General features: G+C 69.9%; 18 protein-coding genes. All 18 read right to left on the bottom strand.

The window, feature by feature from the left end:
* Window positions 1-164 precede the first annotated feature (164 nt).
* Window positions 165-2,732 carry a DNA translocase FtsK gene (locus NQU54_RS33145; RefSeq protein WP_257634246.1) on the bottom strand — a complete coding sequence of 856 codons (2,568 nt, stop codon included), beginning with the start codon at window positions 2,730-2,732 and terminating at the stop codon, window positions 165-167.
* Window positions 2,733-2,945: 213 nt separating this feature from the next.
* Window positions 2,946-3,176 carry a hypothetical protein gene (locus tag NQU54_RS33140; protein ID WP_257634245.1) on the bottom strand — a complete coding sequence of 77 codons (231 nt, stop codon included), beginning with the start codon at window positions 3,174-3,176 and terminating at the stop codon, window positions 2,946-2,948.
* Window positions 3,177-3,349: 173 nt separating this feature from the next.
* The gene (locus NQU54_RS33135; protein WP_257634244.1) at window positions 3,350-4,420 is read right to left on the bottom strand and encodes a DUF5131 family protein; all 1,071 of its coding nucleotides are present in this window, start codon (window positions 4,418-4,420) and stop codon (window positions 3,350-3,352) included.
* Between the two features lie 26 nt (window positions 4,421-4,446).
* Window positions 4,447-5,169 (bottom strand): NUDIX domain-containing protein, encoded by a 723-nt coding sequence (locus NQU54_RS33130; RefSeq protein ID WP_257634243.1) that lies wholly within the window; start codon window positions 5,167-5,169, stop codon window positions 4,447-4,449.
* A gap of 152 nt (window positions 5,170-5,321) precedes the next feature.
* Complete coding sequence (locus tag NQU54_RS33125; RefSeq protein ID WP_257634242.1) at window positions 5,322-5,900, bottom strand: hypothetical protein; 579 nt, start codon at window positions 5,898-5,900, stop codon at window positions 5,322-5,324.
* A gap of 81 nt (window positions 5,901-5,981) precedes the next feature.
* The gene (locus NQU54_RS33120) at window positions 5,982-6,335 is read right to left on the bottom strand and encodes a hypothetical protein (protein ID WP_257634241.1); all 354 of its coding nucleotides are present in this window, start codon (window positions 6,333-6,335) and stop codon (window positions 5,982-5,984) included.
* Window positions 6,332-6,682, bottom strand: a complete 351-nt coding sequence (locus tag NQU54_RS33115) for a hypothetical protein (RefSeq protein WP_257634240.1) — start codon at window positions 6,680-6,682, stop codon at window positions 6,332-6,334. The genes NQU54_RS33120 and NQU54_RS33115 overlap by 4 nt, the downstream gene beginning before the upstream one ends.
* Before the next feature lie 113 nt (window positions 6,683-6,795).
* The gene (locus tag NQU54_RS33110; RefSeq protein WP_257634239.1) at window positions 6,796-7,050 is read right to left on the bottom strand and encodes a hypothetical protein; all 255 of its coding nucleotides are present in this window, start codon (window positions 7,048-7,050) and stop codon (window positions 6,796-6,798) included.
* A gap of 161 nt (window positions 7,051-7,211) precedes the next feature.
* The gene (locus tag NQU54_RS33105; RefSeq protein WP_257634238.1) at window positions 7,212-7,892 is read right to left on the bottom strand and encodes a hypothetical protein; all 681 of its coding nucleotides are present in this window, start codon (window positions 7,890-7,892) and stop codon (window positions 7,212-7,214) included.
* A gap of 42 nt (window positions 7,893-7,934) precedes the next feature.
* The gene (locus tag NQU54_RS33100; RefSeq protein ID WP_257634237.1) at window positions 7,935-8,279 is read right to left on the bottom strand and encodes a hypothetical protein; all 345 of its coding nucleotides are present in this window, start codon (window positions 8,277-8,279) and stop codon (window positions 7,935-7,937) included.
* Entirely contained in the window at window positions 8,272-8,625 is a 354-nt protein-coding gene (locus tag NQU54_RS33095; RefSeq protein ID WP_257634236.1) for a hypothetical protein, read from the bottom strand. Before NQU54_RS33095 ends, NQU54_RS33100 begins: the two co-directional genes overlap by 8 nt.
* 128 nt (window positions 8,626-8,753) lie before the next feature.
* On the bottom strand, window positions 8,754-9,281 hold the full coding sequence (locus NQU54_RS33090) for a hypothetical protein (protein ID WP_257634235.1): 528 nt from the start codon (window positions 9,279-9,281) through the stop codon (window positions 8,754-8,756).
* Window positions 9,282-9,374: 93 nt separating this feature from the next.
* Complete coding sequence (locus NQU54_RS33085) at window positions 9,375-9,608, bottom strand: hypothetical protein (RefSeq protein ID WP_257634234.1); 234 nt, start codon at window positions 9,606-9,608, stop codon at window positions 9,375-9,377.
* Window positions 9,609-9,652: 44 nt separating this feature from the next.
* Window positions 9,653-12,238, bottom strand: coding sequence for a hypothetical protein (locus NQU54_RS33080; protein ID WP_257634233.1), 2,586 nt, complete (start codon window positions 12,236-12,238; stop codon window positions 9,653-9,655).
* 84 nt (window positions 12,239-12,322) lie between these two features.
* On the bottom strand, window positions 12,323-12,715 hold the full coding sequence (locus tag NQU54_RS33075) for a hypothetical protein (protein WP_257634232.1): 393 nt from the start codon (window positions 12,713-12,715) through the stop codon (window positions 12,323-12,325).
* Between the two features lie 2 nt (window positions 12,716-12,717).
* Window positions 12,718-14,196, bottom strand: a complete 1,479-nt coding sequence (locus NQU54_RS33070) for a hypothetical protein (protein WP_257634231.1) — start codon at window positions 14,194-14,196, stop codon at window positions 12,718-12,720.
* A gap of 117 nt (window positions 14,197-14,313) precedes the next feature.
* Window positions 14,314-14,685, bottom strand: coding sequence for a hypothetical protein (locus tag NQU54_RS33065; protein WP_257634230.1), 372 nt, complete (start codon window positions 14,683-14,685; stop codon window positions 14,314-14,316).
* Window positions 14,686-14,928: 243 nt separating this feature from the next.
* Window positions 14,929-16,506, bottom strand: a complete 1,578-nt coding sequence (locus tag NQU54_RS33060) for a DUF2637 domain-containing protein (protein ID WP_257634229.1) — start codon at window positions 16,504-16,506, stop codon at window positions 14,929-14,931.
* Window positions 16,507-16,614: the final 108 nt, after the last annotated feature.

The raw sequence follows: 16,614 nt of genomic DNA, 5'->3' as shown, positions 1-16,614 counted from the left end.
GATGCGGCAACGCGTTGCCGGTGCTGCCGTGGTCGGGGTGATGGTCGGGCCGACCATGACGGCCCCGGGCTCGGCGACCGGGACCCAGGCAGGTCGACGGTCAGTCCGCTGATGCCCGGCTCACGGTGGCCGCGCAGACGCGGGGTGCTGGCGCCGGGATCGGCTCATTGCAGCCGCTCTCCGCCAGTCGCGGTGTGAACCCGCTCCTGGAGGCTGTCGGTGTCGGCGCCTTCTCCTTGCGCACTGCCGGGCACGGGACGGAGTAATGCCAGCACCCCGTCCAGCTCGTCCGGCTTCACGAGGACGTCGCGCGCCTTGGAGCCCTCGCTGGGCCCGACGATGTTGCGGGACTCCATGAGGTCCATCAGCCGTCCGGCCTTGGCGAAGCCGACACGCAGCTTGCGCTGAAGCATGGACGTCGAACCGAACTGGGTGGAGACGACCAGCTCGGCCGCCTCGCACAGCAGGTCCAGGTCGTCGCCGATCTTTTCGTCGATCTCCTTCTTCTGCTTGGTGCCCATGACGACGTCGTCCCGGAAATCGGACCCCATCTTGTCCTTGCAGTGCTGGACGACGGCCGCGATCTCGTCCTCGGTCACGAAGGCGCCCTGCATACGGGCAGGCGTGTTCGCCCCCATCGGCAGGAACAGCCCGTCGCCCTGGCCGATCAGCTTCTCGGCGCCGGGCTGGTCGAGAATGACGCGCGAGTCGGTGAGCGAGGAGGTGGCGAAGGCGAGCCTGGAGGGCACGTTCGCCTTGATCAGACCGGTGACGACGTCCACCGAGGGCCGCTGGGTGGCGAGCACCAGGTGGATACCGGCCGCGCGCGCGAGCTGCGTGATGCGCACGATCGCGTCCTCGACATCCCGCGGAGCGACCATCATCAGGTCGGCGAGCTCGTCGACGATCACCAGCAGGTACGGGTACGGCTGGAGATCCCGCTCGCTGCCCGCCGTGGCCTTCACTTCGCCGCTTCGTACGGCTGCGTTGAAGTCGTCGATGTGCCGGAAGCCGTACGCCGCGAGGTCGTCGTAGCGGAGGTCCATCTCCCGTACGACCCACTGGAGCGCCTCGGCGGCCCGCTTCGGGTTGGTGATGATGGGCGTGATCAGGTGGGGAATGCCTTCGTACGCGCTGAGTTCGACGCGCTTGGGGTCGATGAGGACCATGCGGACGTCCTCGGGGGTCGCGCGCACCATGATGGAAGTGATCAGGCAGTTGATGCACGACGACTTGCCGGAACCGGTGGCTCCGGCGACCAGGATGTGCGGCATGGTGGCCAGGTTGGCCATGATGTAGCCGCCCTCGACGTCCTTGCCGAGCGCGGCCAGTAGCGGGTGGTCGTCCTCGGCGGCCGCGGCGAGGCGGAGTACGTCGCCGAGGTTGACCATCTCGCGGTCGGTGTTGGGGATCTCGATGCCGACCGCGGACTTGCCGGGGATCGGGCTGATGATCCGTACGTCCGGGCTGGCGACGGCGTAGGCGATGTTCTTCGTCAGCGCGGTGATCCGCTCGACCTTCACGGCGGGGCCGAGTTCGACCTCGTAGCGGGTGACCGTCGGACCGCGCGTGAAGCCGGTGACGGCGACGTCGACCTTGAACTCGGAGAAGAGGTTCGAGAGGGAGGCGACGACGGCGTCGTTGGCGGCGCTGCGTGCCTTGCCGGGGCCGCCGCGTGTGAGGAGGTCGAGTGCCGGCAGGGAGTAGGTGGTGTCGTTGGACAGCTGGAGTTGCTCCGCGCGCGCGGGATGTTCGCGTTCCTGGCCGGCGGGCGGTGTCTTGGTGAGGTCGGGGACGGCGCGGGGGGACGGCATCGCCCGGTGCGGCTGGGCGCCGGCGGGCGCCGGCGTTGCTGCGGTTTTGAGTGTCCCGCGCTGTGGGAGGGCCTTCTGCTGATCGCCGTCGGGGTCGTGCGCCTCTCCGACGGGCCCGGGACGGCGGGCGCGCGCGGGCGGCTCCTTGCGCCGCTGCTCCGTGTGTCGCTGGTCGTCCTGGTCGGGCGCGTCGGCCGCTTGGCCCTGGACGACACCGAGGTGCGCGCCGAGCGCCCGCAGCCGCTGTGGGATGGCGTTGACCGGGGTGGCCGTGACGACCAGCAGCCCGAAGAAGATGAGCAGGACCAGCAGCGGTGCGGCCAGCACGTCGCCCATGGTGTGCGTCAGCGGGGTCGCGGCGCCCCAGCCGATCAGGCCGCCGGCCTCCCGTATGGCCTGCATGGTGTCGCTGCGGGCTGGTGAGCCGCAGGCGATGTGGACCAGCCCGAGCACGCCGATGGCCAGGACGGACAGCCCGATGACGGCACGGCCGTTGCCGTCGGACTTCGCTGTGTTCCGGATGAGGCGTACGGCGATGGCGCCGAGCAGCATCGGTACCAGCAGGTCGAGGCGGCCGAAGGCGCCGGTCACCAGGATCTCGACGAGACCGCCGACCGGGCCCCGCAGGTGGGCCCAGGTGCCCGCGGCGATAATCAGCGCGCTGGCGAGCAGGAGCAGCGCGATGCCGTCCTTGCGGTGTGCCGGATCGAGGTTCCTGGCACTGCGGCCCATGCTGCGGAAGAGCCCGTACACAATCCTGGTGGGGATGGGCGTCGGTTTCGCGGCGGCCTTCTTGGCGGGGCTCCTCTTCGCGGCCGGCTTCTTGGCTGGTGCCCTCTTCGCAGGGGGCCTTTTCGCGGCGGTCGTTTTGGCCTGTGACCTTTTCGCGGCGGGCTTCTTGGTGGGGGTCTTCTTCACAGCGGACTCCAGGGAGGTTGGGCAGGAAGGCAGCGCAGGGTTGGGTGATGGGGCCGGGGCCGGGCGAAGCAGTCGTCTTCCGGCGTCGTGACGTGGCCGGGGTCTTCTGCTGTCAGGCGATCGCGGTCACGAGGACCGCGAGGACCGCGAGGACGAGGTTCTGGTCGACGAAGGAGGGCTGGGTGCCGGGCTCGTCGGTGGTCGGGGCCTGGTTCACCGAGTGGCCTCTTTCGTCTGCCGCGCGGCGGGTGCCGAGGTCGGCACGGGCAGGCCCAGGCGCTGCGCGAGCGCGTGGCGGGCCGCGAAGTCGATGGCCGGGTCGTGGATGAACTCGGCGACCGTACGGAGTCGGCCACGCAGCCTCTGCAGGTCGTTCTCGGCGGAGCGCAGGGCGATGGACTGAGGTAACGGAGTGGTGCCCGCGGCCTCGGAGCGGCTGGTCATCAGGATTCCTGTAGGGGATCGGAGTGAGAGCGGGCGGCGGGCGCGGTGTACCCGCGCCCGCCGCCCGTGGGGTGTTTCCGTCACCCGTGCCAGTCGTGGACGGGTGTTGGTGGAGTCGGAGGCCGGTGACGCCGTGGGCACTTCACCGGCGGTCCATTTCGGCAGCCGAGCGGTCAGTGCGTGGCCGCCGACTCAGCGGACGGCCTCGTGGCCGTCGAGGAGTCGGGTACGGCGTCGTGGAGCTGGCCGTCGAGCTCGCGGCCGGCGGACTTCCTGCCGACGCGGACGGCGATGGTGTCCTGGTCGAGCATCCAGGTGTGTCGGGTGCGGTCGCCCGGCACCATCGCGCGCCACGGGCCCGAGCGGAACGTGCGGCTGGGGCCTCGCTCGCGGAGCGAGGCCGAGCTGCGGCCTCCGTGCAGGGGGTCGTCGTAGGCGCGGCCACCGCCGAATGCCGGGTCGTCGACGACGGGCGCCGTGAGGTAGTCGCCGTGCTGCGTGAAGAAGAACGGCACGTCGTGCTGCGCGCACGCGTCGCGGAGGTCGCGGGCCCACTGCGGGTGCAGGGGGCGGGCGTTGGGCCCGAACCCGCCTCCGGCGATGACCCAGTGCAGGCGTTCGGTGCGGTGCCACTGGTCGCCGTGGCGCACCATGCCGTCGACGACGGCGTCCTCCGGCGCGTCGGCATCCAGGTGCGTGACGTCGCGGCGCTCGGTCAGGAACGGGTTCAGGTCGACGGGACTGGTCAGCGGCTCGCAGACGATGACCCTGGTTTCGGCCGGAGTCTCCAGCAGCGCGCGGATGCGCGTCTTGGCCGTCCATTGGTCGTTGACCGTCACCGCGAGCCAGATGTTCGCCGGGGGCTTCGCGGCGCGGGCCCGAGCGGACTTGGCAGCCGGGCTGGCGTGCAGGCCGTCGTCCGGCGGGCCATCGAACCGGGCGGCGTGCTGCCGCATCCCGGCCTCGCGCTTCTGGACGAAGTCGCGCATCCTGACCGCGTGTTCTGTCGGGACGACGAAGGTGATGGTCGGGTTGGCCTCCATCACGTCCAGGACGCGGGTGATGAAGTACTCCGGCACCAGGTGGTGGAAGAGATGGGGCACGAGGACGCGTCCGGTCTTCTTCCAGCGGTTGGGCTGGCCAACGCGGTCGTCGTGCCAGATGACGCTGTTACGGCCGTGTCCAGTGCCGATTGTGACCGGATGCCACGTGCGATCGGTCGGTGTGGCTGGGATGTCAGCCATGGATGCCTCCTGCCGGGTTCGGTGGGTTACTGGGCGAGGTGGTCAAGGGCGCGCTGCAGGAGGGGCCGGTGCGCGGCGTAGAGGGTGCGTCCGGCGGCGGTGATCGCGGCATCGAGTTGGTCGAGCGAGCCGAACGGCCACCAGTTGGCGTCGAGGGCGTCGGTGGCCGCGATCGCGGTCACGGTGGCGGGCAGATGGTAGAGCGCGCTGGTGGAAGCGACCCACGCGTGATCCGAGTTGCGCCAGTCGTCCACGAGGTCCTGGCCGAGGATGATCGGGCGGTGGTCGGACAGGTCGACGCCGGTCTCCTCACGCAGCTCGCGGCGCAGAGCGGCCGGGGCGGTCTCGCCCGGGTCGACCATGCCGCCCGGAATCGCCTCCACGTGGATGTCGTCCCGGAGGATCAGTAGTACCCGGCGCTCCTGGCCGCTGCCCGCGACCACGATCGGGTCGGCGGCGGCGTTCTCGCCCCACTTGCCAAGGTTGCGGCCGGTACGTCCAGTGCGCCCATGCGGGTGCAGGGGCCAGCCCCGCGCGTCCAGCTCGAACGGCACGAGCGCGTTCGCCCGCCGGCGGTCCCAGTCGTGGACGTCGGTCGGCGTCGGGGCGCCTTCGGCCCAGCCGGGCACGTGCTCGGCCAGAGCCGTGGACAGCAGCTCGGGCGGTGTGACGTCCGCGGGCGTGTACTCCGGCCAGCTCACCGACCAGCAGCGCAGCCCGGCCGGGATGGTCCTAGTGATCTCGCTCATGGTGGATCTCTCCTGATCTCGTGGTGGGTTCAGCAGCAGGCACTGAACGCAAGAGCGCCCTCCCGTGGCCGGGGAGGGCGTCGGATGTCGTGCGGGCCGTGCGTGGTCCGCGAAAGCTGCCAGCGGCGAGCGGGCGAGGCCGTACGGGCTGGTCAGTTCTCAGGCGGGGACAGGACGTAGTAGTAGAAGGTCGTGTGTTCGTAGTCGCTGCGCTGTACGGCGAAGACGTCGGGCCGGTCCACGGCCAGTTGCTGGAGCTCGGCCTCGATCCACTCGTTGCTGCGCTGGAGGGTGAGACGGTGACGGTCGAAGTAGCTGACCATGATCTGGACCTTGTCGGCCTTGCGCTGCCAGCTGAGCGCCCACTTGCGTAACTGTTCGCGGGCGCTGTCGTCGTCCGGTCGGTCCGGGATGGCGCGGGACAGTGCCCGGCAGCTGGTGGCGTGCTCGGTGGCGATCCGGTTCGCGTCCGTCAGCTTCAGGCCGGAACTGTATGCGGAGTCCGGGTCTTGCACGGCGCTGAAGTGGCATCCGAGACAGGCCACGACGTGGTGGTAGCAGCTGGCGTCGGCGGAGTAGACGAGGACGATCGCGCTCATCGCCTGATTCCAGTGCCGCTCGATGACGGTGACGCCTTCGGGCATCCAGGTCTCGCCGAGCTCCGGCCACGGCTCGATGACCGGGGGCTCGGTGGACGCGTCACGGGTGCGGCGGAACAGCGCGAGGACCATGGGCTTGGGCTCCTTGTCGAGGTGGGGTGACAGCGCGCGGCAGTCCGGTGAGGCCTGAGGCGGCTGCCCCGGTGGGGTCGTTCAGCGGGTGCGGCGGGCGGCGGTGCAGCGGCTGCAGAGGAAACGGCACTCCGCGCTGAAGGGATCGGTGGTGCAGGTGCCGAGTTCGGTGAGTGCGCCGCACTCGGCGCAGGTCGGGCCGAGCAGCTTGCGGAGTTCCTCAACGTGGTCGGCGAGGTCGGCGCGCTCGTCAGGGAGCATCTCGGCGATGATCCGCTGGGCGGCTTCGCGGTTCCCTGTCCGTACGGCGGCCAGGGCCGCGTTCCCCGCGGCCTCCGGGGCGGTGATCGCGGCGTCGACGTCGTGGCCGGTGTCGTCCTGGGGCGTGCTCAAGGCCGCTGTCGTGGAGAGCGTGGTGTCGGTGGCGACCGTCATACGTCGTCCCCTGCCGCGTCCGCGTGCTCCATGACGAGCGTGGCGTAGGTGGAGTCATCGCCCGCCACGAGGCGTACCGCCTTGGAGAGCTCGATCCAGCCCTCGGCCCGTCCCAAGTGGTAGGGGCACAGCTGTTCCAACGCGTCGCAGGCGGGGCACAGTTCGGGGTCGGTGTGGTGCTGGGGCAGCCCGTCCTTGAGCTGCTGGACCTGGTCGCGCAGCTCCAGGTACTCGCTGATGAGCGTTTCGACCGCGTAGGCGGCGTCGCCGTTGATTCCGGCGAGGATGCGCTGGACGTCGCGTGCGGTATCGAGCACGTATGTCTCGGTGCTGGTGCCGAGCGTCATCACGAACTCCTTGCATGGAAAACCTCCGCCTTCAGGGGCGGAGGAGAGGAACCCCGGTGCCGCGACGCGGCGCCGGGGTTCCTCGGGGCGGATCGGTGTAGAGCCGTAGAGGGTCAGCTGTGCTTGGTGCCGCCGTAGCGGACCGGGACCTTGGCTGCGGCCTCGTTCGCAGCGCGGCTCAGGCGCCGGTACTCGGTGGTCTCGTAGGTGATCCCGGCGGCGCGCTCGCGGTCCAAGTTGGCGGCGAGTGCGGCCTCGGCTTCTTTCATCGCAGCGATGTTGGCCTTGACCTGTTGGCCCTTGCGGGCGTGGCCGGTCAGGACGAAGAGGGTGCCGACGATGAGGATTGCGATGGAGAGGGGCAGCATCACGACGGGTCCTTTGTGTGCTGTGGTCGGGCGGGCGGTTGCTGGCCGTGCTCGGGACCGGCCTGCCAAGGGGTGGTGGGGGAAGCGGCGCGTTGGCTGCTCCGGCTCCCTGCCCGCCCCCGGGACCTGATGACCGGGCCCGAAGGGCGGACAGGCGGCCGTCAGTTCGGCGACGGCGGCAGGTACGGGAGGCCGTAGGGCATGTAGTGGGTCGCCTCGGTCCTCGGCAGGTGGATCTCCACGTGGACCTCCACCTGGGGAGCGGGCGGCGCCTCGTTGTACACGTCGACGTGGACGAAGGCGGGCGGTCGCAGACGCAGGCCGCGCAGCGCCAGGACGGACAGAGCGGCCCAGCCCAGGAGGGCGACTCCGGCGGCGACCTGGCGGCCGGGCTCGGGGGTCCCGATCCACACCATGATCACGGTGGCGGCACCCCACACCGTCCAGGCGAGCCGGGCAGAGCTGTTGTGGAAGAACCCGAGGACGAAGGCAGCGAAGCCGAGGGCCTTCCAGATGCTGTAGGCCGTGGCGGCGGTGATGGGCAGCCCCTGTGTGTGGGTGGCGAGGTAGCCCCGTACGGGGTCGTCGATGGTGGCCCGCATCCCGTCGACGACCGCCGCCCAGCTAGGAACGTGCGGCATGAACTGACTCAGCAGCCAGGCGCCGAGGAGGGTTACGCAGGCACTGAAGGCCATGTGGCGGACGGTGTCGTACTGCCACAGCTGCGCCAGCCTCGCCCTCGCCTGGCCGGTCCGGTGGCCCATCCAGGCGAGGGCCTCGTGTAAGCGGTGCCACCGGGGCGCACGCTCGTGGCCGTTCCCGCCGTCGGGGTTGGTGGTCATGGTGGGTGTCCCTCTCTTCACGGAGCGCACGACGGCGCACCGTCAGGTGGTCGTGAGGTCGGTGCGGACGTAGCGCTGCAGATGGGCGTCCCAGCGGGCGTGGGTGAGCAGCCGGTTGAAGTCTTCAATGGCGTCTTTGGTGCCGGCGGGGCACGGAATGAGACCGAGCTCGGGGTCCTCGATGAGCCACCAGTCCCACTCACGGCATTCAGCGGCTCCGACAAAGTCGCCGCTCCAGCGGCTGGCGCACGCGCCGTCGTGTTCGCATACCGCGCGCTGACGGCCGGTGTCCGGGCAGTGCGCGTGGTCGCAGCCCTCTTCGTGCAGTTGCCCCGGCGCGGCGGCGCAGTCCGGGCAGTTGAACGGATGCGGGTCGTGGTCAGCCATGGAGCAGTTCCCCGGCGACGACGGTGTTCTTCGAGACGAGGAGTCCGGGGCGGCCGGAGGGTCGCTCGGTGACCGTCCAGCCGTCTTCGCGCAGCAGGTCTGCGTAGGTGGCGACGAGGACGTGTTCCTCAGCCTCGACGTCGGCGAAGGAGTGGCCGTTGGAGGCGCTCGGGAACGGGGCGCGGTGGCAGACGCGAGTCTGCGCGGAGCCGGGTGCGCCAGGGGAGCAGAGAAATCCTGCTGTGGCGACGGCGCCGGTCGTGTCGAATGTTGCTGGCGGGTGGCGTGTCAGGAGGAGAGCGGTCACGGCCGCGGTCTCGTCCTCGGATGGATTCGTGGTGTTCATGTGCATCCTCATCCCGTCGGTGGGTGGCTGGTCCGGCTCCCTGCCCGCCCCCGGCCCCCGTGGCGGGGGTCGAAGGGCGGACAGGCAGACGTCAGCGCGTCGTGAGCTGGTGGTGTCCGGCGGGCTGGCTACTGCTGGCCGTCGGTGATCTGGTTGTTGGTCCGCCCGAATCCGCGGGTGTTGGTGTGCAGTTCGGTGTGCTGCACGTAGACGGTGCCGGTGTACTGGTTGACCGTGTGGTCAGGCAGGGCGGAGGCGCCGTCCCGGAAGGCTCGCCCGATCATGCGGGCGGCGGCGCCGATCGCGATGACCACTCCCGCGGCGCCCAGGCCGGCGAAGGCCAGCTGCATCGGGCTGACGCTGGACAGCTGCCACAGCACCAGGGAGATGGCGCCGCCGACCGGTAGCGACCCCCAGGTGTAGACGACAACAAGGGCGGCGTGGTCGGTGGCCTTCAGGGACATGGGGGGTCGTCCGTGCTGGGCGAAGGGCACGGCGTCCCCCACGGTGGGTTGGGTCGGCGCGGGAACGGTGTCCTTCCACCGGGTCACGGTGGGGGTGGGGTTGTTGCCGCTGAGTCCATCGGCGAGCAGTCTGATCGACTCGAAATGCTCCTGAGCCGTCAACTCCCGCCCGCGTTCGCGCTGGTCGTCCATGGAGTGCTCCTTGCTGTGAAGCCCAAGGCGGTGGAAACGGCAGCAGGGCGGCCCGCCGTACGCTGCGGGCCGCCCTGCTGGCGGGGCATCCTCTTACTTGGAGGAGACGTTGTTGACGGTCTCGCTGAGCCCGGCCGCTCCGTTGCCGAACATCTCCTGGACCTTCTCGACGGTTGACGTGCCGAGGGGCGTCATCATCACGAGAATCCAGAACACCGAGACGACGGCGACCTCCCGCTTGCGGAAGCTGCTGTCCTTCTTCATCCACCAGCCGATGCCGATGGCGACGAGCAGGGCGAGTCCGGACGAGGTGAGAGCGAATGTCATGGCTGATCTCCGACTTCTGTGAAAGGGGGAAGGGGGCGGGGGGGTCAGGCGTCGATCGGCTCGACGGTGTGCCAGTCGCGATCGACCTGGGTGAGCTTTCCGAGGCGCTCCAGCCGCTTCGTGGCGTTGGCGACGTTGGGCGGCTTCAGGGAGGTGATCTTGGCGATCTCGCCGTTGCGTCGGGCACCGCGGTCGACGGCGTGCCAGACGAGCTCGGAGCGACTGGGCGGCACCAGCACGTCCAGGTCCTCGTCCTCGTCTTCGACGTCGAGGACGACGTCCGTGCCGCCCGGGATGGCCGGCACGGGGGCGAGGTCGACGACGGTCGTGTTCTTGCCGCGCTTGGCGTCTTCCTGCTTGACCAGGTCGCGCAGGAACGCCTCTTCCTCGCCGGCGTCCATGTGCCGGTACTCGTCCCGCCGCAGGTAGGCGATGCCGGCGGGGCTCATGTCGGCTATTGCGTCTGCTTCGGAGGTGGTGAGGGTCGGCCGGGGCAGTTCGCGGGCGACGCGCACCGGGTTGGGGTGGAACATCATGCGGGACTGGGTGTATTGGTCGGCGCCGTCGGCGATGTAGCCCAGGCCGCCGGTGCCGGAGCCGTTGGGGAACTTCTCCGGGATCGGCTCCAGGCGGAACTTCGGTGTCCTGGAGCCGAGCGACATCACGTCGATGTCCGCGCGTGCGGTGCGGAAGAGGCTGATGTTGCCGGACTGGAGCATGTCGCGGATGGCGTTGGCGTGCTTGTTGGTTCCGATGGAGTCGAGGTTGGGGATCTGGACGTAGACCCGGGCGCCGATGCCGGCGGATCGTGTCTGGCGGCCGAGGTTGGACGCGGAGGCCAGGAGTGGGTTGACGTGGTCCTTGACCGGGTCCATCACCATCTCGTTGAACTCGTCCCAGGTGACCTGCATCGGGGCGAACGGCTCGCCGGGGACGAAGAAGCTGCGGCCGTCCATGACGTAGCCGTCGGCGTCCTGCCACTGCATCTTCATCTGGGTCGAGAAGCGGAACTTGCCGGCGTCGACGGCGGCCTGGCCCATGAGCATGGCGCCGTAGTGGCTCTTGACCATCCAGTCGAGCACGTGGGTCCAGGAGGCGAAGCCGGCGCCGTACTTGCCGTCGGCCAGCCACCCGACGATCCCGTTGATCATTTGGGCGATCAGGAGGGTCTCCTCCAGCGAGCTCTTGCCGGAGCCGGTGGTGCCGGAGGAGAAGGAGTGCACGGCGGACATGCCCTGCTGGCCGGTGAGCCCGAATTTCCCCTCGTTGGGGATCATCAGGCGCCACCGGGCGGGGTCGCCGTAGATGTCCTTGCCGACCGTGACGTAGCCCCGGTCGTCCATGACCAGCGCGTTCGGGTCCAGGGGGACGCCGTCCTGGAGCGGGTTGATGGACATCTCGTTGACCTCGACGCGGCGGGCGTCGATCACCCGCAGGTGCAGGTGGGAGACGGCGTCCGCGCCGTCCATGTCGAGGGCCTGGGCGATGGCGAGGGCCTGCACGTCGGCGACCGAGGAACCCCGGCGCGGCATCAGCAGCTTGAAGCGCCGGCCGAACTCGGTCTCCTCCGCGTCGTACAGCTCGCTGCCGTGGTAGGGGCTGTATTCCTCCCACACGGCCGACAGGTCGTCCATGTCCAGCTCGCCAGTCCTGTTGCGCAGTTTGACACTGAGCTTGGCGCGGGAGGCGGCCATGTCGTCAGGACGGTAGATGTTCACCGCCCGCGGCGGTACCTCGAACGCGATCGACACCGCGTCCTGGCCGACGCCGAGGGCGGGCCGGGCGGTGGTGGAGACGATGATCGCGGTCAGCCGGTCCTCGTCCAGACGGACGTCGGTGAGCTTGGACGCGGGCAGCGGGCCCTGGTCGCAGGCGATCCACTCAGCCCAGCGGGCCAGGTACCAGTCGATGCCGTCCAGGCCGTCCGGGTGTTCGTCGGCCGCGGGCGCCGCAGAGTCCGGCAGCGCCCACATCCGCGCTCCCCAGGTCGCCGCGGTGGAGGCGACGAGGAGGCGGGCCCACCAGGGCACGTCGATGTAGCTGCTGGCGGGGATCGCCGCGAGCGGGCCGGCCCGCAGCGCCATCTCCACGGGGCTGTAGCGGCGCCACCAGCCGCGCTCCCAGTCGGGAAGGCCCTTGGCCCAGATGGCGCGCAGCGTCGCGGAGCGCTTGCGGTAGGCGTCGGCTTTCGCCGCACGGACCAGGGCGGCACGGTCGTCGCGGTGGCGCCAGCCGTCGGCGATGCCGACGGTTGGCACGAGCAGGCCGTCGGGGCCGACGGCGGGACCGTACGCGTGGTCGAGGCCGAGGCGGCGGCGCATGCGGCGGACCCGGCGCCGGTAGCCGCGCCGGCTGCTGCGGTTCATCCACTCCCACGGCTCGCCCTGCCCGGGCAGCCAGCGCCACGGGCCGGGGTTCATGCCGAGCGCGGTCCAGCCGGCCGCGACGCCGGTGGTGCCGAGCGTGGTGTACAGCAGCGGGTCACCGGACAGCCAGCCGGAGGCGATGCCGAGGCCGGAGCCGACGTAGAGGCCCGGGTTGTGCATCTGGGCCATCCGCGCGCGCAGTCCGGTCAGCTCCGGGGGAGCGTTGTCTTCGGTCTCTTCCTGGGTCGGGGGGGTCGTGGCCATCCGGTCTTCTCCGTTTTCAGCGAAGACGAAGGGCGGGACCGCGGATTGCGGTCCCGCCCTTCGAGGTGGGGGTGGTGTGGGTGTCTAGCGGGGCTGGATGAACTTCGCCTGGGCCATCTGCACGGTGTGGGTGCGGTTGGCGTCCCTCATCCGGCCATGCTCGGCCTCGGTCGCCTCCGACAGGCCCTGGGCGTTGGCCTGCAGAGAGTCGGCGCGGCCGACGATGCCGGCGACGTTGGCCGCCATGGCTTCGGACAGGGTGGAGACCTCCATGTAGGCGGTCGTGGTCGGCTCGTCGACCTTCAGCTTGCCCATCGCCTCGGACAGGTACCGGGCCGAGTCGGCGCGGTCGTGGTAGCGCTTCTCCAGCCGCTCGACGGCCCGCTTGGTGAGGGCGGCCCGGACTCCGTAGGCCGTCGCCCTGGCGAGGATGGCGGCGACGGTGACGAACGAGCCAACAGCCTTGCCTACGCTCATGGTCAGGCTCCCCTTGTCTCGTAGATCTCGGTGTGTGCGGAGGTGTCCTCGGAGTCGACCGCGTCGCTGATGTATGCCTCGCGTTCGGCGACCTTCTCCATGTCCAGGGCGATGTCGTAGTAGACGCCCTGGCCTGCGGTCAGGTGGCCCTTGGCCCTGACCACGGCCTCGTCCTGGGCGATCGTGTTCTTCTTCAGCTCGTCGAGATGGGCGCCCATCCCCTGGTAGTCCTCCCGGCAGCGGGTGACCCAGGCCTGGAGGGACTGGCCGAAGCCGGTCGCCTCCATCTCCGCGAGCAGGGTGTCGCCGCGCCCGACCTCGCGGTCGGCGCGGTTCTTGATCCGGTCGCAGCTCTGCGAGTCCTCCTTGCACATGAGGGAGAGCTCGTCGCTTTCCTCCGCGACGGACTCGTACGTGACCTCTGCTGCCATACGCCCAACTCCTTCACCGGCGGCAGCCGGTTCACTGTCTCGGGTCGGTCCCGGCGTGGTGCCTTCGGGCGCGGCCGCCGGGTTTTCGGGTTCGGCGGCCGGGCTTTCGGGCCTGGCTGCCGAGTTTTCGGGCGCTGCCGGGGTGGCTTCCGGCTCGGCCGGGGCCGGGGCGGGTTCCGTTTCGGCAGCGCCGGAGGGCTCCTCGGAGCTTTTCGGCTCCGCGGTGTCCTTGGTTTCGGCGGCGGACTCGGGTTCGGCCGCCGCGTCCTTGGTTTCGGGCCCGGTCGCAGCCTTCTCGGGACCTGGCGAGGCATCCGGGGCGGGAGCCGTGGGCTCCTTCACCGGAGCTTCTCCGGCCCCATCTGGCGGCGTTTCAGGGCCTGTTGAGGCCCCCGGTGTCCCCGGGGAGTCATCGGCGCCTGCGGGAGGCTCTGCGGCCCCCTCGGGGGGCTTCTCGGAGCCTTCCGGCTCGGTGGCCTCGGCCCTCTTCTTGGGCCTCTCCAGTGAGACGCCCTTCTTACCGTCGCCGCTGTCGGTTCCCGCGGCCGGCGGCGGGCCGGAGGGGACGGGCGGTGCGTCCGGCGGCAGGGGCACGGGCTCGAGCACCGGCGCCGGGTCATCATGGCCAGCGGCTCGGCGGCGCTTGCGGTATTCCCGCAGGACGCCCCGGCCGGTGTCCTGGCCCCAGGCCACGCCCTGCGCGGCCCACCCCCCGACGCGGCGGCCCATCGGGGTCGCCAGACGCTCGATGCGGGTGTGCCGGCGGTAGCCCGAGCGGAACGACTCCGGCAGCGAGAGCACCGGATCAAGCTCCGGGGCCGTGGGCTCCTTCCCCGGATCGAGCTCCGGGGCCGGTGACTCCTTGTCCGGCTTACGGTCGGCCGGCGCGGAGACCCCGTGCTTGTCGGCGATCTTCTGCACGGCCTTCTCGTGCCGCGTCCGCTCCTTGAGGATGTCCCGCTGCGCCGGGGACAGCCCGACCTTTGCCTGCTCGCCCTGCGCGCCCGCTGTGTACACGAGCCATACGCACGCGAGAAGCAGCAATTCCATCGCTTTCCCCTCACAGTCTGCGACCGGGGGAGTGAACACCTGCCCTCGTGCGCGTACGTACGCGTGTAGGGGCGGGTCGAGTTCATCTCTCCCCCGGGTGAATGAATGGGTGAACGATCACCGTGTGTGACGAACAGTGATCTGCTGGAGGGCGTCGCTCACCTCGCGCCAGGCGCGGTTGGCGACCACCGGATCGACCCTCTGCAGCACGCCGCGCAGCCGGTCCAGCCGCTTGGTCGCGCCCTCCTTGGACGACCGTTTGTCGGCCTGTTTGATCTCGTTGATCCAGTACGCGGAACCGCGTTTCGAGTAGCGGTCGATGATCCGCTGGAGGGTGTCGGCGACCTCCTTCCAAACGCGGTCGGCGACTGCCGGATCGGTGTCCTTCAGCAGTCCGCGCAGCCGGTCTATCCGCCGGGTCGCGCCCTCCTTGGGCGACCGCTCACCCGCCCGTCTTATCTGCTTTGTCCAGTACGCGGTTCCGCCCACGTTTCCGTGTTCCTCCGTTCGATCGCTGGGTCAGGCGGGGCCAAAACGGCCGGGCGGCTCGCAGAGTGCGATGCCTGATCACCCGGCCGCTGTTTGTGCTGGTCACCTCCCGGGTCACCTTCCTGACGGGCAGGTTGGGTGAGAGGGTGGGACCCGGCGCTTCGGCGCCTTCACCGCGCTCCCGAGACGCTGACTTCGTCTCGGGGGCCGGTGGAACCGTCGAAACAGCTCGTTCAATGCAGGTCACTGCTCCGGGCGGTAGCCGTTGGCGATCAGCACGACAGCCTCCTGGCGGTACTTCGAGGCGGTGTCCGTGGACGACACCTCGAACTCACGCTGAATGTCAGCGATCGAGATCACCCGGCACATCTCACGGTGGATCCCATCAAGGTCCAGGCCGACGGTCACCAGGCCGGCCGCGAACGCCATGCGCGCAACCTTGCGGACCGACCGCTCGCGCGGGGTCAGCTTCGCGGCGTCCTCGATTTCGACCGCGCGCTGCTCGATTTCGGCAGTGGCCAGCCGCGTTTCGGCGGCGCGCTGCTCGGCTTCGGCGGCAGCCTGCTCCGCCCGCTTGATGTCGGCGAAGGCCGCCTTCTGACGCGCCTCCTCTTCGGTCCTCTCCCGCTCGGCTTCGGCGGCGTCGCGCTTCGCTTCGGCAGCAGCCTGTTCCTTTTCGGCGGCGTCGCGCTTCGCTTCGGCAGCAGCTTCACGGGCTTTGGCGATCTTCTCCGTCTCGATCGCCTGAGCCTCCGCCGCGGCGACCCGGTCGGCCTCCTCGATCTCCCTCCGCTTCTTGGCCGCTTGCTCCTCCAGCCGGGCGGCCTCCAGGTCGTCGTCCGCCTTCGCCTTGCGTTCGGCCGCCTCCTTGCGCTCGGCCTCAGCGGTGCGGGCACGGGCCTCGGCGACGAGGGCCGTCTCCAGCTCCTTCTCCTCCAGCTCAGCAGCCCGCTCGGCGGCGCTCATCTTGGCGCGGGCCTGGGCGCGGGCCTGGCCCTTCTCGCCCTCCACCTCGGCCTGCGCGGCTTCGAACTTGCCCTCGGCCCGCAGTTCCTCCTCCTGGGACTTGAACTGGGCAACCTTGCGCCGGGTGCTGGCATCCAGTTGCCGTTGGGCGGCCTCCTCCTGGCGCTTCTCTGCGGCTTTGTCCTGCTCATCGGGCATCGCCAGAGCCTGCGAGACGGTGTAGCCGTAGGGCGCCATCGTCATCGGCAGCATCTCGTCCTCGGTGGCCTCGGCCATGTTGCCCTTGTGCTTACGCTTGAGCCACAGCTTGTAGGCGAGAAGGTCCTGGTCACGGCGGATCATCTCCGGGTAGGAGGTGATCCCCCACAGCCGCATCCGACGGTAAATCCGCCACGTCGGAACTGGCGCGAGCAGCCACCGGTCCCACGGGATGGAGTCGCGCTCCTCCTGGTCGTCGGGACGGACGACGCGATCGATAGACGTACGCCCCAGCTCCACGACCATGATGAACAGGACCGGGACCACGGCATGTGCGAATGCGGCAACGTAGTCCAGCAGCTCCCAGGCCCGGTCACGCGGGGCGCCGGATGCGGCGTTGAGGACGACTGTCGCGCCCGTCAACAGCCATACCGGGTAGCGGATCCAGCTGATGGCCCGCTTGAGCCAGGCCATCAGCAAGTCGACCGCGATCATCACCATGATCCCGGTGTCGACGCCGACCGCGAACAGCTGGCCCTTGCGGAGTGAGCCGAAGTTGAGCTCCTCGTATGCGAACGAGGCAACGTGCTCGAACGACAAGTACAGGCCGATCCCCGCGAGGGTGAGCGCGGCCACAATGATCAGCGCGGCGGTCACCTTCTGCGAGCGGGTCAGTCGGCCCCTGCCCGGGGCGTCGCCCTCCTTGATCGTGTTCCGCTTCTCTATCTCCGAAACGAAATCCGGTGCGCCCGAAGCGAAGTCGGG

Source organism: Streptomyces malaysiensis subsp. samsunensis, from assembly GCF_024519315.1.
GTDB lineage: Bacteria > Actinomycetota > Actinomycetes > Streptomycetales > Streptomycetaceae > Streptomyces > Streptomyces malaysiensis.
The sequence above is the reverse complement of the archived record's forward strand: the minus strand, read 5'-3'. Positions and strand labels throughout refer to the sequence as shown.